The following is a 15,677-nucleotide window of genomic DNA, read 5'->3' on the forward strand; positions in this document are numbered from 1 at the left end:
ACCAAGGACTAATCAGCTTGTATGAGACATATCGGAAACTCTGTAGTATTTCATGAACCGCCGTATACCGAACGGTACGTACGGTGGTGTGAGAGGACGGGGGTTAGCCGCCCCCTCCTACTCGATTTTCATATGGCAGGGGAGAGAGGCCTCGAACCCCCAGCCCTCGGTTTTGGAGACCGATGCTCTGCCAATTGAGCTACTCCCCTGCGAACTAAAAGTCATTTGCAAGAAACTCTTTCGCTGCGGCAAAAGCCATGGTGACCGCCCTTGCAGGCATTCCAACATCCGGCTTCCCAGCACCTATTTTAGCATACGATTGTGGCCGATTCAACCTGCCTGGGCTTTTCGACCGGCAAAAAAATTGGAATACGCTTCTTGCTATTTGCTATTATATTGTAAGAAGCGCAAGAAGAAAATGCTTAGAAGGTGTGACTATGGTAAAAGCCACCGTGGATCTACACTTGCACACGACCGCGTCGGACGGGGCTACTTCTGCCCTGGAACTCGTACACCAGGCGGCTGCTGTGGGCCTGAAAACTATCAGTTTTTGTGACCATGAAAGCATCGAAGGATACAGGCAGGCGTTAGAAACGGCAGAAGAACTGGGGTTGGAGCTTATTCCTGGGGTGGAGCTGCTCACGATGCACGAGGGAAGGGAAATACATCTTCTGGGATATTATGTAGACCCTGATTCCCCGGTCCTTAATTCCTGGTTAAAGGAACTGAGGGAAGACCGAAACGTAATAGCAGAACAGATGGTCGACAAGTTCAATAAGCACGGTTATGACATTAAGTTTGAAAGAGTAAAAGAGATTGCGACTGATAACGTGGCCATCGGGAAGAACCATTTTCTTTTTGCGCTCATTGAAGCCGGTTATATTAATACGAAGGACGAGATTATCCATATCCTACGGGACTACCTGGCTCAACACGGATTAGCTCATGTCGATTTTTCTAAGAACCCGTACTATGAAGCGGTGGAAATCATTATAGAGTGTGGGGGAATACCGGTGCTGGCGCATCCCGGGCTGATACGGGATGACCACTTGGTTCTGGATCTGTTACGCCATCCCAAGCTAGGACTAGAGGTGTACTATTACTATCTCGGACCCGATGCTGAAAAGCTGCGACAGAGGTATTACACCCTGGCTCGGGAGAGAAACCTGGTTATGACTGGAGGAAGCGATTACCACGGGCGGTTTTCCCCGGATGTCAAGTTGGGACAGGTATACGTGCCGGAGGGGGTAGTTGCCCAGTTAAAGGCTCAAATAGCTTTAAGAGAGAAAGGGGTTCTAAAGAGTGGGTAAGAAGGTGCTGGTTCTTTACGGGGGGAAATCTAAAGAACGGGAGGTCTCGCTTCGCAGCGGCAGGGCCGTGGCCGATGCCCTGTCCCAAAAGGGGTTCGAGGTTAATGTTCTCGACCTAAATGAAAACTCGGTAGCCAGCATTGTCGCGGACAGGCCAGATGTAGCATTCATCGCTCTTCACGGTAAGTACGGAGAGGATGGAACAGTCCAAGGCTTGCTCGATATCTTAGAAATACCCTACGTCGGTTCAGACGTTCTCACCAGTGCGGTGTGTATAAACAAGGCTACGACGAAGAAAATATTAGCCTATGAACAACTGCCTACGGCTCCTTTTGTCATCCTTAACACGGAACGGGGTCCCAAGATAGGCTTGGCAGAAATGGCGGACAAAGTTGTAAAGGAACTGGGCCTGCCTGTAGTAGTCAAGCCTGCAACTCAAGGGTCTAGCATAGGCACTACCATCGTCAAAAAGGAAGAGGCCCTCATTCCGGCCCTCGAAACTGCTCTGGGTTATGACGGGGAGCTAGTGGTAGAAAGGTTCATCGACGGTACAGAAGTAACCGCATCAGTGTTAGGCAACGAAGATGCCGAGGTACTTCCCCTAATTGAAATAGTGGCCGAAAACGAGTTCTACGATTACGAAGCCAAGTACACGCCCGGTATGAGTCACCACATAATCCCGGCCCGTATCAGTGAGCGGGCGCGGGTCAGGGTGGAAGAGATTGCGTTGAAAACATACCATGCCTTCAAATGCCGGGGTTTTTCGAGGGTAGATTTCATCGTAGACAAGAATGACAATCCGTTTGTTCTCGAGATAAATACAATTCCCGGCATGACTTCGCTCAGCTTGTTCCCGGATGCAGCTCGAGCGGCGGGAATGAGCTTTGAGGACCTATGTGCCCGCTTGGTCGAATTGGCCTTATCCGCCAAAAAATAAGTTTTTAAAAACGAGCAGGATTATGACGGAAAAAGTAGAAATAGTAACTATCAATTATCAGGGATGAGGGACCTTGACGAATTTTTTACCAGCCGGCATAATCCTGGATCAGTTGGAAGACATCCTACAATATACCTTGGAGCTCGAACAAAAGCTTGAACAACAGGTAGTATCGGCGGAGACGAAGCAGATAGCCAGTAGCATTGCAGGGACTGTGCGGGATCTCTTGGGGTTTCTACAGAAGTTCCCATGCCAGCCTTTGGTTTACACGGGTAGCGGAACTACGGAGGAAGTCATCGCTAGGCTCGAATGGTTGCTCGCACTCTATTCAATGGAAGATAGTGGTATTACTTCGGGTCGCAAGCCCCGCAAGAATCGAAGGGGCAAGCAAAAACAGGCAGTTTCTAGTTCATGATCTCGCGTCCTATTCTTCGTACAAAGTAAGCTAGGTGGTTATGCACTCCAGAGTGGGCAAAACTAGCCTTAGGCTACGGCTTAAGGCTAGTTTTATTGTAAATTGCGTTCTGCCTAAATAATAGTTTAGGAGGATCAACAATGTTGAAAAAGGCGGATTTAGTCAAGATTCTGTCGCGGATTGAAGGAAGAGGTTACAAGGCCTATCAGGACATAAGAGGAAGCTACGAAATGGGGACTCACTTACTCTATATAGACCACGTACAAGGAGACCCTTTTGCTTCCCCATCTCGAGTTCGGGTTCAAGTGCCCCTGAGTCGGGCGGGATTTCCAGACTATCTCCTGGACGGAGTAGAGCGCAAGGTGGCGTTGGGAGATATATTGGCCCGTCGCGCAGAGATGGTTATTGCTCGCCTTGTGAAGGGGCGAAGAGGAACGGGCAAGAGCGGGATGATTCACATCGATGCCGGGGAACAAGAGGTCCTGCCACGAACTGCGGTAAGGATCGGCACCGATTACTTGGAAGCCAGAATTTCTGTCGGGTTACCCGCAGCCGGTCGCACTGTTTTGGGACACGATGCGGCTAGCATGTTGACGGAGGAATTGGGAGCTGTAGTTGAAGGCACCTTTTTTATGAACGCCTGGAAGGAGGAGGAATTACGCCGGCACGTATGGACGTTCGAAGATCAGAACTGGATCCGCAGCCAACTGAAGGCGCTGGGACTGGTAGCTTTTATCGGCAACGGCTCGGTTCTTCCACGAAAAAGCGGTATCAGCAACAAGCCGATGACCACCTCAGAAGTTGTCCGGTTTTTTGCTCCCTCAACCCTTGAAGTAGTGATCGACACCAAACATCACGGACCGATAACCGGTATGGGTATTCCGACCGGGGTAACCTTGATCGTAGGGGGAGGGTACCACGGCAAAAGCACCCTTTTGAAGGCTATCGAGAGGGGAATATACAACCATATCGCGGGGGACGGACGCGAGTGGGTAATTACTAATCCGACCGCGGTCAAAATCCGAGCCGAGGATGGGCGTTATGTGCAAAAAGTTGACATAACTACTTTTATCAGCAACTTGCCGTCGGGAGAGCCTACGAGCAGCTTCACTACTGAAAATGCCAGTGGCAGCACTTCCCAAGCAGCCAACATAATCGAAGCCCTGGAAATGGGAGCCGAGGTCTTGCTCCTAGACGAAGATACAAGTGCCACCAATTTCATGATCAGGGATGCCCGCATGCAGATGCTGGTACCGAAGGAGAAAGAACCTATTACCCCTTACATCGACCGGGTGCAGCAGTTGTACCGCGAAAAAAGGGTATCGACCATAATAGTCATGGGCGGGGCAGGGGACTACTTCGACGTGTGCGACACCGTAATTATGATGGATAATTATCGTCCACATGATGTGACGAAGGAAGCCAAGCTGACTGCCCGGCAGTTGCCCACCAAAAGGCAGCCGGAAGTTCCGGGAGGTTTGCCGGCTTGCAGACAACGCGTGCCTCTCAAGGAAAGCTTTAATCCGTTCCGCGGGCGCAAAGTGAAAGCTGAGGCCAGAGGTCTGCACACGGTGGTGTTTGGCGAGCTGACAATCGATTTGAGTTTAGTAGAACAGATAGTTGATTCCAGCCAGACGCGAGCTATCGCCGATATCATTCTGTATTGCACGCGTTACGTCGATGGGCAACGTTCGCTGCGTCAAGTGTTGGAATTAGTGTATAACGACATAACAGAAAAAGGGCTAGATGTGGTTTCGCCATTCTACGGGCAACACCCTGGGGACCTGGCGTTTCCTAGGATATTGGAAACAGCTGCAGCCATAAATCGGATGCGTACACTGAGGGTTAAAAACTGACTGAAAAATAAAATAGGACCGTAATCGTTTTTGCTATAATAGTTTAAGGATCCAACCTAAATAAAGTGTTGCGAGGAGAAAGAGACACGATGGACAGGAGATTGAGCGAAATAAGAGCGAAGGTCGAAGACGGAGAAAGACTGAACCGGGAGGAGGGAATTTATCTCTTTTCTGTAAATGATATCCTAACCCTGGGGGAGATGGCCAGGGCGGTTAAGTGGAGAAAAACCGGGCGCGATGTTTACTTCAACGTGAACCGACACATCAACCTTACTAATGTTTGCATTTCCCAGTGCGAGTTTTGCGCCTTTGGCAGGGATGCAAAGGCTCCTGGTGCCTACACTATGACGGTGGAAGAAGCCTTGAGACTAGCCAGAGAGGCTGTACCCCTGAACATAACCGAAATACACGTGGTGAGCGCTTTACATCCCCAACTCCCGTTTGATTATTATGTACAGGTTATAAACGAGCTGCATCGGGAATTTCCCCATGTTCACCTCCAAGCGTTTACCGCGGTGGAGATACAGTATTTTTCAAAGATATCTGGTCTCACCGTTAGGGAAGTCTTGGAGACCCTTAAAGCTGCAGGCCTGGGGTCGCTTCCCGGAGGCGGAGCGGAGATATTGAAGGACGAAGTGCGTGGTATCACTTGTCCCAGGAAAGCTACGGCCGAGGAATGGCTCGACGTGCACCGCACTGCTCATCAATTAGGATTACGTACCAACGCTACCATGCTTTACGGGCACATCGAATCGATTGAAGACAGGGTTGACCACCTATTGTCATTGCGCGAACTTCAGGACGAGACCGGGGGCTTTCAAGCTTTTATACCTCTGCCTTTCCATCCCGAAAACACCCGGCTAAGTCATATCCAGCGCACGACGGCAGTGGAAGATCTCAAGGTTCTCGCCATATCGCGTCTGATGCTCGACAACGTGGATCATATAAAAGCCTTCTGGATAATGCTGGGAGTGCCTTTAGCTCAGCTTTCCCTGGAATTTGGGGCCGATGACTTAGACGGCACGGTGGTGGAAGAACGGATTACCCACGCGGCGGGTGCTAAGACCGACGTAGGAATTGCTAAACCAGAACTCATACGGTTGATCAAAGCGGCTGGCTACGAGCCGGTAGAAAGAGATACCGTCTACAACGTTGTTGCCAGGTATTAGTCTAGACAGCGTTCCAGTCTGAAAACGAAAAGGGGCATTTTTACGGTGAGAGCAAGGATTGGACATATTCGGTTTCTCAACTGTTTCCCCGTACTGTACGGGTTGAGAGCGCTTGACGCTCTGCCGGACATAGAGCTGGTGCAGGGCACACCCGCTCAGCTGAACCGGATGCTTGTGAGCAGAGAACTAGACCTTACTCCCATATCTTCTATACAGTATGCCCGAAATGCGGAAGATCTGCTGCTGGTTCCTGGTATCTCGATAAGTTGCGACGGCAGGGTGATGAGCATCCTTCTTTTTTCGAAACTTCCCATAGCAGAATTAGGCGGAAAGAGGATAGCCCTGACTAACGTTTCGGCCACCTCCCACGTTTTGTTACGCATACTGATGGAACGCAAGTACAAGCTGGAAGCGGAGTACGCGGTAACAGAGCCCGATCTCGACTTCATGCTGAAGGAGGCGGACGCTGCGTTGTTGATTGGGGACGACGCCATGCATTCCAGCCAGCGGGCGAACGGTGAACTTTTTGTCTATGACCTCGGCGAGGAGTGGAAGGATTATACCGGAGAACCCATGGTTTGCGCGGTATGGGCTGTACGTCGGGATTTTGCTGAAACCAACTTAGAGGAGGCTACATTCATACAGAAAGCGTTGGTAAGCTCGGTTCAGTATAGTCTGAACCGGACGCAGGAAGTAGCCCAGGCCGCGGTCAATGGTAGTTCATTCTCCGCGCAATTCTTGGAGGAGTATTTCTCCGTTCTCAAGTTCGGCTTTGATGCGAAGCTCAAACAGGGACTGAGGCGGTATTACGAAGAAGCTCACAGTATAGGAGCCTTAACAGGCGTCCCTTCACTGGAGTTCTTGGAGGTATAAGCGTTGAATGCCAAAAATATTCTGGCCGAGCTGGTCCAGGGCCGGCGCATGGAGTCAGAGGAGTTCTTGTTTCTTTTTCACGAAGCTGATCTATTAGAGCTGGCACAGGCTGCGGCTCTGGTCAGGGACCGGCTTTTTCCCGACAATCTTGTGACTTTCATTATCGATCGCAATATCAATTATACAAACATATGCTCGTGTGGATGCAGATTTTGCGCGTTCTACCGTTCTCCTGGGGCAGAGGACGGCTACGTGATAACGGAAGAAGAATTGTTCAACAAGATCCGAGAAGCCCTTGATCTCGGGGCCACGCAGGTAATGATACAGGGAGGCCTGCATCCTGATTTAGGCATAGAGTTTTTTGAAAACATGTTTCGAAGCATAAAAGAAAACTTTGATATCACCGTGCACTCTCTTACCGCCCCCGAGATAGCTCACATCGCCAAAGTGTCGGGCCTTACTACCCGCGAGACATTGAAAAGGCTGGCCGCAGCCGGTCTGGATTCCCTGCCGGGAGGCGGGGCAGAAGTGCTGCATGATGAGATAAGGTCGTACATCAGCCCCAACAAGATAAAAACCAAAGAGTGGCTGCGCATAATGGAGGAGGCTCACGAAACCGGCCTCAAGACTACTGCCACCATGATGATGGGTAGCATTGACGGGCCCGAGCACCGCCTGGCCCACCTAGAAGCTGTGCGTTCGCTGCAGGACCGGACCGGAGGGTTTCGCGCTTTTATCCTGTGGACCTACCAGCCAGGTAACAACGAACTGATGGGGCAAAAGGTAACCAGCAGTGAGTACCTGCGTACACTGGCCTTGAGCCGGCTGTACCTGGATAACATACAGCACATTCAGGGTTCGTGGGTTACCCAGGGAGAGCAAATAGGGCAGTTGTCGATCTTTTTCGGAGCCGATGACCTGGGCAGCATCATGATTGAAGAGAACGTGGTCAAAGCTACCGGACTCTGCTACAGGATGAGCCGGGAGCGCATGATAGAGCTTATCAGGAAAACGGGAAAGACTCCGGCTTTGAGGGACACCGAATACAAGATTCTGCAGGTTTACGATGAGCTGTGAGAGGGGCGAGAAGCGTGAAGAGTATCCCTGCTTGCGAATATGCGGTCATCGGGGGATCCAGCACCTTCAACATAGACTTCCCTGAGGAATTGGGGCTTGATTATGTGCGTGCGATCGAAGACGGATTGCAGTTCGATACCCCTTACGGCAGAAGCCCGGCTTTTAAACGTTTTGAACTGACTACGAAAGAGGGAGAATCCCGTCATATTCTGACCTGCCGCATGCACGGCTGGAGGCAAGGGGTAACCCGCAAACAGGCATCCCAGCAGGTTTTTTGGGTTTTGCGGGAGGCGGGGGTTCAAAAGATAATCGGTGAAGGGGGAGTAGGGGGTATAAACCACCTGCTCAAACCCAGGGATGTGGTTGTGCCTAACGACTACATAGACTTTTCCATGCGGAAAGACGTCGGGCTCGACGATCACTATCTTCTGATAATGCGAGAGGCACTTTGTTCCGAACTGCGCCGTTTATTAGTAGAAACGGCTGCCAGACTGACTTCGTATCGGGTATTTGATCGCGGGGTTTATGCGGTCACCGACGGGCGACACTTTGAAAGCCCGGCCGAGGTCAACCTGTTCCGAATGGCCGGGGCTGACGTGGTAGGTCAGAGTCTGTGCCCTGAAGTATACCTGGCCCGGGAAATAGGGGCATGTTACGCCGGGTTATACCTGGTCGTCAATTACGCTGAAGGCGTGGTAGAACCTTGGGAGCACCGTGAACTGGAAGAGATATTCTACTCAGAAGGATACTCGCTGGGACGCGTCATCGTGGAGACTGTTCGCTCGATCCCTGCGGCTACACGCTGCAACTGTTCCGGTCTGCGGAAAGAAACGCTGCTTAAAGGCATCTACTGATCCAGATAATCGGCGCAGATGATGTAACCGGTTTCACAGGAGAGCAAGGGCTCACAGGTTGAGCCACAGTAAGAAAGGAGACAGATTGGTGAAGGGTGGCATTAGTCGGTACGGGTGGCTGATTCTTTTATTGCTTTTAGTAGGGCTGGCTTCTACCGGGGCCAGGCTGTACGTTGACTGGTTGTGGTTCGATTCGCTGGGGTTCGGCAGTGTTTTCGGCACTGTCCTAGTAAGCAAAATACTGGTCACAACAGCAGCATTCCTGTTTGCTTTTGCCATCATATATGTTAATTTGGCGGTTGCCCGGCGTAACGTGCTTCGCGACCAGCCCCCACCGGTCAATGACGAAGGACGTAGCATCATCTACCTCAATCCCGAAACCCCCTGGCAACGGTGGTTGGGAGCTCGCGTCTCAGGGTGGATACTTTTAGCCATAAGCCTTTTCCTGGCCTTTATACTTGCATCGATTGTGGGTGGAAAGTGGGCGGTTGTTCTCCAGTATCTCAACTCGGTTCCTTTCGGCAAAACCGATCCTGTTTTCAACAAAGATATAGGGTTCTACGTTTTCAGCCTCAAGTTTTACCGCCTCTTATATGGTTATCTCATGGGTACTCTCATCATAGCTACCATCTGCACCGCGGTCTTGTACCTTATGACGGTCACCTTCGAGGTATTTTTTGCTGATTGGAGGGAGTTTTCCTACTCGAAGAAGCACCTGGCGGTTCTAGTGGCTGCCATCTTATTTTTGAAGGCTTGGGGATACAAGCTTGCGGGTTATGCTCTTCTGTATTCGCCGAGTGGAGTGGTATACGGGGCGGGCTATGCCGATATTCACGCCCGGTTACTGGGGTACAAGGTGCTCCTGGTTATCGCGTTACTTGTCGGTTTGGTTATTGCCATGAATGTTTTTCTCCAAAAGATGAGCTGGATCGTGGCTGGCCTAGCCGTGTGGGTGGTTTCCTCGGTAACCCTACTCGGGATTTACCCCTGGCTTGTTCAGAAGTTCGCGGTCGAGCCTAACGAGTTTGCGCGGGAACAACAGTACATTGAACATAACATCAAAATGACAAGGGAGGCCTACGGCCTCGACAGGGTGGAAAGCAAGACGTTTAACGTTCAATACAATCTAGGTTGGGATGATATTAAGAACAACGAAGATACCGTCAGGAATATTCGCTTGTGGGACTGGCAGCCCCTAAAGAAGACGTACAAAGAAATACAGGAGATCCGGTTGTATTACCAGTTCAACGATATCGATGTCGACCGTTATGTTATCGATGGCAAATACCGCCAGGTCATGCTGGCAGCTCGGGAACTGGCTCAGGATAAACTGCCGGAACAAGCGCGAACCTGGATAAATCAACACCTAAAGTATACCCACGGTTATGGCGTAGCAATGAGCCCGGTCAACGAGGTTGCCCAAGAAGGTTTGCCGCGGTTGTTTATCCGGGATATACCCCCGAGGTTTTTGACTGACCTGAAAATCGAACGACCGGAAATCTATTTCGGCGAGAGTACTGACCAGTATGTTTTCGTCAGGACCAAAACCCAGGAGTTCGACTACCCGTCGGGCGATAAAAACGTGTGGACCACCTACCAGGACACGAGCGGGGTCAAGATCAGTTCGTTTGGCCGCAGGTTGATTTTGGCTTGGGTCTTTCACGATTACAAGATACTGCTTTCAAACGATATAACATCTGACAGTTACGTGTTGTTCTATCGCAATATAGATGAAAGGATGCGCAAGATAGCTCCTTTTTTGAGGTTTGACGGGGACCCTTACCTGGTAATAGATTCAGGCCAGCTGTACTGGATACGAGACGCCTACACCTTAACCGACATGTACCCGTATTCAGCTCCTTTTGAAAACAGCGGAGCCAATTATATACGCAACTCGGTCAAGGTCGTTGTTAACGCGTACACTGGAGAAACGAAGTTTTATCTGGCCGACAGCGGGGACCCGGTAGTAAGGTCGTATGCCCGCATTTTCCCCCGCCTTTTCACTCCGATGGAAAAAATGCCCAAAGGGTTGCGGCAGCACGTCCGCTATCCGGAGGACCTTTTCTCGGTGCAGGCCCAGATGCTGGCTGTGTACCACATGCAGGATCCCCGTGTGTTCTACAATAAAGAGGACAAGTGGAATATACCGCGCGAGATTTTTGAAGACCAGCCCAGAGACATGGAACCGTACTACATCATAATGCGCCTGCCGGGTGAACCCGAGCCCGAATACATCTTGATGATGCCTTTTACCCCGGCCAAGAAACAGAATATGGTGGCCTGGCTCTGTGCCCGTTCCGACGGTGAGGATTACGGAAGACTTCTTTTGTTCGACTTCTCTAAACAGGAATTGGTATTTGGTCCAATGCAGGTGGAGTCGCGCATCAACCAGGATTCTAGGATATCGCAGCAACTGACCTTGTGGGATCAAAGGGGGTCAAGGGCTTACCGCGGTAATCTCATGGTTATCCCTATCAACCATTCGATACTGTATATTGAACCGCTCTACCTCCAGGCGGAACAAAGCCAGATCCCGGAGCTGAGAGCCGTCATTGCCGTTTACGGAGACAGGGTTGTCATGGCCGAGAGCCTGGATGAGGCCATGGTCCAGTTGTTCGGTGAAAACCAGACTGCCCAGGAAACCCGTCCTGATCTAACCCGGGTTGCTCCCGGCGAAGTTACTCTGGAAGAACTGGTCAAACAAGCGCAAGACTATTACGACCAGGCCCAGGAAAACCTGCGGCAGGGCAACTGGGCCGGATATGGGGAAAACATCGAAAAACTGAAGACGGTTTTGGACAGTATGGAAAAGAAGGTTGCACCGTAGGTGCTTGAGACTGCTTGAATCACGGGGGATTACGTGTCATGACAGAACTGACAGGACCGATAAAGATAATCCGGGCCCAGTCCAAAGCGGCTTACCCTTATTGCCACTGCCTGTACGTGGACGGGGACGTGAAAGCCGTGTTCGACACCGGGGCGGGAAGGAAAGCTTTCGCGGAACTGGATCCTGAATCAGTCGATATGGTGATTTATTCCCATTTTCACCCCGACCATACTCACGGCCACGAACTCTTTGCTAAGTCCACTTACTGTATCCATGCTCTCGATTATCCCGCGATGGTATCGCGTGAAAAGTACTTCTATTACGTGGGGCTACAACTATGGGATGAGTTGTTGGAATCCCCTAACCTAGAATATGGCAAAATGATGAGAGAACGACATCCCGATCCCGATTTCCCAGACGTCACCTCTCGGGTGAAGAGGATTGACCTGATGTTTCAAGAGGGAGACGTTTTCGACTTTGGGAAAACAAGAGCGACGGTTATCCATACTCCTGGTCATACTCCTGGCCACAGTTGCTTTTTCTTTGAACAGGAGGGGGTTTTGTTTTCCGGTGATATAGACTTGATCCCTTTTGGTCCCTGGTATGCCAGCTACCTTTCCAACTTGGACGATTTCCTCAGCTCCATCGAGAAATTGAAGATGCTTGCCCCGCAAGTGATAGTCAGTTGCCACCGGCGTTACATCACAGAGAACATCGGAGCAGAGCTCGATGCCTATCGGCAGAAGATTTTTGAGAGAGAGTCCCGGGTCATAGGTCTTCTGGAAACTCCACAGACTCTAAATGACCTGGCATCCAAAGGCATCATTTACTCTGACCATCCTCATGTTTACTATGAATTCTGGGAAAAGCTGATGTTACTCAAACACCTGGATAGGCTGGAAAAAATGGGTATAGTGGGTACAGACGGCAACGTGTGGTATAAGGTATGATTTAACTTACTTCATTCCGGAAGGCGAGGTCGGCACTACCGGTGATCGTTCTTTACCTAGGAGGAGATGGGGAGTGAAACGTATCGTTTGCTTAGGAGACAGCCTTACTTATGGGTTCCCGTATGGTCCCAGGACATCGTGGACGACATACCTGGCTGAAATAACCGGGTACGAGGTCATCAACGAAGGTATCAACGGGAACACGACGGGAGACATGTTGAGGCGCTTTGAGCGAAGTGCATTAGCTCACCGTCCCACCCACGTGGTCATAATGGGAGGCACCAACGATGTGGTCTGGAGAGAATCGCATGACCGCATTTTGGATAACCTGAAGAGGATGGTCGAACTTGCCGAAGCGAATGGCATTAAGCCGGTACTGGGCTTGCCCATTCCCATCGACGATGAGGAAATGGAAAGGCGATTGGTCAGGCTACGAGAGTGGATAAAGGCTTACGCTGAAGCGAAAAACCTGCCGATTATAGATTTTTATTCGGCTTTCATAGACGGTAACGGCAATATAATCGATAGTTATTTCCTGGATGGGGCTCATCCTAGCAGGCAAGGATACGAAGCGATGGGGCGAGCCATCGACCCGAGGGTATTCGATCAGGGGGTGTGACGCTGTGAAAAGGATCACGGACACCATCACTTTTATCGAAGGACCCTTTTTCCAGTTCCCGTACTGCCATTGCGTGTTGGTACAGGACGACCGGTGCTGCTTCTTAGACACCGCCATGCCAGCCAGCCACTTGCTTGAGATCATAGAAGAGAAGCAGGTGGATGTGGTGTTGTACACGCACGGCCACCTCGATCACGTTTACAATCGCAACAGGATACATAAGCCCTTCTACCTTTATCCCATGGAAGAGATGTGGATGGAATCGGAACAGAAATTCTTGGAAGCTTTTGGGTTTAGCAGTTCAGAAGAAAAGGTTTTTGGAAAGCTGATGATGCAGGCAGGGGAATGGAGTTCAGGAAAACCGGACGGGCACCTTTTTCCCGGGCAGGTCATAGACTTGGGAAAAAACCGGATTCAAGTTCTACCCCTGCCAGGCCACACGCCGGGGCATTGCGGGTTCTTTTTCTTGGACGAGGGGATCCTTTATTCTGGGGATATTGATTTGACCGATTTCGGTCCTTTCTACGGCAACCCCGTATCCTCTATTGAAGATTTTATTTCCAGCCTCGAGTTCTTGATAGAACTCCAGCCGGACATGATTTTAGCCGGACACGGGGAAGGAATAGTAAAGCGTAATGTCCGCCAGCGCCTGCGCGATTACCGCGATATCATCTTCAAGCGGGAGGATGATCTTGTGGCCAATCTCAAGCGCTTTGGCAAGGCTACTTTGAACGAAATAGTGAGCTGGAAGACAATTTACGGTAAATATAACTACCCGGAAGAATACGAAGCGTTGTACCGGGTTATAGAAAGGAATATGGATGTCAAGCACCTGGAACGCCTTATAGCTCAGGGCAGGGTGGTCAAAGACAACGAGTACTATGTGGTGACTTAATGGTTGTGCGGGTGAGAGAGGAATTGACCCCGGGGTGCGGTATGCTGTGCGATGACAGGAGGTTGTGAATGCAGGTTAAGGACAGGCCTGTTGCCGCGACAGAGATATATGAAGTGAACATTGCCGGTCTTAGCCACAGCGGTGAAGGCGTCGGTAAGATTAGGGGGTTTACGGTGTTCGTGCCTGGAGCCATTCCAGGGGAAACGGTGCTGGCCCGGATAACAGAGGTTAGGTCTAATTATGCTCGAGCTACCTTAGAAGAGATAGTTGCTCCTTCCGCGCACCGGGCAACTCCAGCTTGTCCGGTTTTTTGGAAATGTGGGGGTTGCCAGCTCCAGCACATCGAGTACCTTCGGCAATTGGAACTGAAAAGAGAAGTGGTGGCGCAGGCGCTGAGGAGGATAGGACATCTTGAGTGTGAGGTTTTGCCTGTTATGGGGATGGATAACCCGTGGCGTTACCGGAATAAAGGCCAATTTCATGCCGGGAAAAGCGATGGTCGGGTGTTTTTTGGATTTTTTAAACCTGGAAGCTACGAGGCAGTTCCTGCACGAGATTGCTTGCTCTTCAGCCCAGCGGTCAATAACCTTCTAGGTTACCTGGAGCAATCCCTTACTGAATCGGGCGTAGAGGTTTACCATCCCGAGACCGGCCATGGATGGTTGCGAAACCTGGTCATCCGCGAAAGCTCTGCAACAGGAGAAATGATGGCTGTCTTTGTTACTGCTTATGAAAAATCGCTGAACCCTCATTTCCTTCAGAGCCTCGGTGAAGCTTTTCCCCAGCTAACTTCGGTTTACCAAAACATCAACCCGGGCAGGAGCCCGTTGGCTTTGGGACCGAAGTTCAGACTTCTCTCCGGCAAACCAGAGATAACCGATAAGATAGAGCATTTGAGCTTCGACATTTCTCCCGGCTCTTTCTTTCAAGTGAACCATGTCCAAACTGAGGTGCTTTACCGCATCGTCCGAGAATTTGCTGAGCTAAATGGGACGGAAACGGTACTCGACGCCTATTCCGGGGTGGGGACTATAGCTTTGTTTTTAGCCGAGAGAGCGAAAAAAGTTATCGCCGTGGAAGAGAACAAGAAAGCTGTAGCGGATGCACAGAAGAATGCCAGAGGTAACGGTATCAAGAATGTGCGGTTTATCGCCCAGAGGGTTGAGGACTGGGTCACGAATGCCGCCTTGGATCACGAGCGACCAGATGTAGCCGTGGTAGACCCGCCGCGCCAGGGACTCAATCGGGGGTTCCTGCAGGCCTTGGTTGCTATGGGCCCGGCCCGCCTGGTGTACGTCTCCTGTAACCCGGCTACCTTGGCGAGAGACCTGGGCCACCTGGCAAACCAAGGTTACACAATAAATGCAGTGCAGCCGGTCGACATGTTTCCCCAGAGCGGGCACGTTGAGACGGTAGTATTGATGTCAAGGGTGAATGAGCGAGTGTGTAGAAAAGCCTTGAAATAAAGGCTTTTCAGGATTTGGATGTAAAAATCTGATGTACTAAAATCGTGAAAATATCGCTTCGTGGGAATAAGTCCAAAGGCATGATTTTGGATCTGACAGAACGATTTAGATGTCGGCGCTCGGCGTGTGGTTAGGTTAGATGTCAGAGGTTTGCGAGTGCTCGATTTAGATGTTTTTTGAAAAAGCCGAGGTTGTGTGGTCAGGATAGATGTAAATAGAAAAATAAGCTGTTTATGCAGCGAAAAACGGAATTGAGATGGATGCCATTAATCTAAAAGAAAGAGCAAAGCAACTGAAAACAGATATTCCGGCTGTGTTTTTATGCCTTAAAAGCAAAGACACGCCGCTGACAGCTAAGATTTTAGCAGGGATAACGGTTGGTTATGCCCTTTCGCCCATTGACTTGATTCCAGACTTTATACCTGTGCT

The 15,677-nt window shown here is 50.5% G+C and carries 14 protein-coding genes and 1 tRNA gene; 14 read left to right on the forward strand and 1 reads right to left on the reverse strand.

Going from position 1 to position 15,677, the window contains the following annotated elements; all coding sequences use genetic code 11:
• Window positions 1-133: 133 nt before the first annotated feature.
• Window positions 134-209: transfer RNA gene (locus HPY90_RS12405), tRNA-Trp, on the reverse strand.
• A 228-nt stretch (window positions 210-437) separates the two neighbouring features.
• Here HPY90_RS12405 and HPY90_RS12410 point away from each other — a divergent pair.
• The 14 genes from HPY90_RS12410 to HPY90_RS12475 form a co-directional block, all read left to right on the forward strand.
• The gene (locus HPY90_RS12410; RefSeq protein ID WP_287194903.1) at window positions 438-1,310 is read left to right on the forward strand and encodes a PHP domain-containing protein; all 873 of its coding nucleotides are present in this window, start codon (window positions 438-440) and stop codon (window positions 1,308-1,310) included.
• On the forward strand, window positions 1,303-2,247 hold the full coding sequence (locus HPY90_RS12415) for a D-alanine--D-alanine ligase (RefSeq protein WP_287194905.1): 945 nt from the start codon (window positions 1,303-1,305) through the stop codon (window positions 2,245-2,247). The genes HPY90_RS12410 and HPY90_RS12415 overlap by 8 nt, the downstream gene beginning before the upstream one ends.
• A gap of 73 nt (window positions 2,248-2,320) precedes the next feature.
• Window positions 2,321-2,662, forward strand: coding sequence for a hypothetical protein (locus HPY90_RS12420; RefSeq protein WP_013175344.1), 342 nt, complete (start codon window positions 2,321-2,323; stop codon window positions 2,660-2,662).
• A 140-nt stretch (window positions 2,663-2,802) separates the two neighbouring features.
• Window positions 2,803-4,518 (forward strand): ABC-ATPase domain-containing protein, encoded by a 1,716-nt coding sequence (locus HPY90_RS12425; protein ID WP_287194907.1) that lies wholly within the window; start codon window positions 2,803-2,805, stop codon window positions 4,516-4,518.
• 89 nt (window positions 4,519-4,607) lie between these two features.
• The gene (gene mqnE, locus HPY90_RS12430) at window positions 4,608-5,687 is read left to right on the forward strand and encodes an aminofutalosine synthase MqnE (RefSeq protein WP_013175342.1); all 1,080 of its coding nucleotides are present in this window, start codon (window positions 4,608-4,610) and stop codon (window positions 5,685-5,687) included.
• Between the two features lie 45 nt (window positions 5,688-5,732).
• Entirely contained in the window at window positions 5,733-6,560 is an 828-nt protein-coding gene (locus HPY90_RS12435; RefSeq protein ID WP_013175341.1) for a menaquinone biosynthetic enzyme MqnA/MqnD family protein, read from the forward strand.
• Window positions 6,561-6,563: 3 nt separating this feature from the next.
• Window positions 6,564-7,637, forward strand: a complete 1,074-nt coding sequence (gene mqnC / locus HPY90_RS12440; RefSeq protein WP_287194911.1) for a cyclic dehypoxanthinyl futalosine synthase — start codon at window positions 6,564-6,566, stop codon at window positions 7,635-7,637.
• A 14-nt stretch (window positions 7,638-7,651) separates the two neighbouring features.
• The gene (locus HPY90_RS12445) at window positions 7,652-8,491 is read left to right on the forward strand and encodes an MTAP family purine nucleoside phosphorylase (RefSeq protein ID WP_287194913.1); all 840 of its coding nucleotides are present in this window, start codon (window positions 7,652-7,654) and stop codon (window positions 8,489-8,491) included.
• An 88-nt stretch (window positions 8,492-8,579) separates the two neighbouring features.
• On the forward strand, window positions 8,580-11,318 hold the full coding sequence (locus HPY90_RS12450) for a UPF0182 family membrane protein (RefSeq protein WP_287194915.1): 2,739 nt from the start codon (window positions 8,580-8,582) through the stop codon (window positions 11,316-11,318).
• A 38-nt stretch (window positions 11,319-11,356) separates the two neighbouring features.
• Window positions 11,357-12,268, forward strand: coding sequence for an MBL fold metallo-hydrolase (locus HPY90_RS12455; protein WP_287194917.1), 912 nt, complete (start codon window positions 11,357-11,359; stop codon window positions 12,266-12,268).
• Window positions 12,269-12,341: 73 nt separating this feature from the next.
• A complete protein-coding gene (locus tag HPY90_RS12460; RefSeq protein ID WP_287194919.1) occupies window positions 12,342-12,887 on the forward strand; it encodes an SGNH/GDSL hydrolase family protein in 546 nt (181 codons plus the stop codon).
• A gap of 4 nt (window positions 12,888-12,891) precedes the next feature.
• Window positions 12,892-13,782 (forward strand): MBL fold metallo-hydrolase, encoded by an 891-nt coding sequence (locus tag HPY90_RS12465; RefSeq protein ID WP_287194921.1) that lies wholly within the window; start codon window positions 12,892-12,894, stop codon window positions 13,780-13,782.
• Window positions 13,783-13,850: 68 nt separating this feature from the next.
• On the forward strand, window positions 13,851-15,248 hold the full coding sequence (gene rlmD, locus HPY90_RS12470) for a 23S rRNA (uracil(1939)-C(5))-methyltransferase RlmD (RefSeq protein WP_287194923.1): 1,398 nt from the start codon (window positions 13,851-13,853) through the stop codon (window positions 15,246-15,248).
• 256 nt (window positions 15,249-15,504) lie between these two features.
• Window positions 15,505-15,677 (forward strand): YkvA family protein (locus HPY90_RS12475; protein ID WP_502707210.1); only part of this gene is annotated, 173 nt, incomplete at its 3' end.

Source organism: Syntrophothermus sp. (genome assembly GCF_013314835.1).
Taxonomy (GTDB): Bacteria; Bacillota; Syntrophomonadia; order Syntrophomonadales; family Syntrophothermaceae; genus Syntrophothermus; species Syntrophothermus lipocalidus.

Coding starts and splice junctions, on each gene's coding strand:
- HPY90_RS12455 (WP_287194917.1), top strand. CDS start 11,357: ATGACAGAACTGACAGGACCGATAAAGATAATCCGGGCCCAGTCCAAA.
- rlmD (WP_287194923.1), top strand. CDS start 13,851: ATGCAGGTTAAGGACAGGCCTGTTGCCGCGACAGAGATATATGAAGTG.
- mqnE (WP_013175342.1), top strand. CDS start 4,608: ATGGACAGGAGATTGAGCGAAATAAGAGCGAAGGTCGAAGACGGAGAA.
- HPY90_RS12410 (WP_287194903.1), top strand. CDS start 438: ATGGTAAAAGCCACCGTGGATCTACACTTGCACACGACCGCGTCGGAC.
- HPY90_RS12425 (WP_287194907.1), top strand. CDS start 2,803: ATGTTGAAAAAGGCGGATTTAGTCAAGATTCTGTCGCGGATTGAAGGA.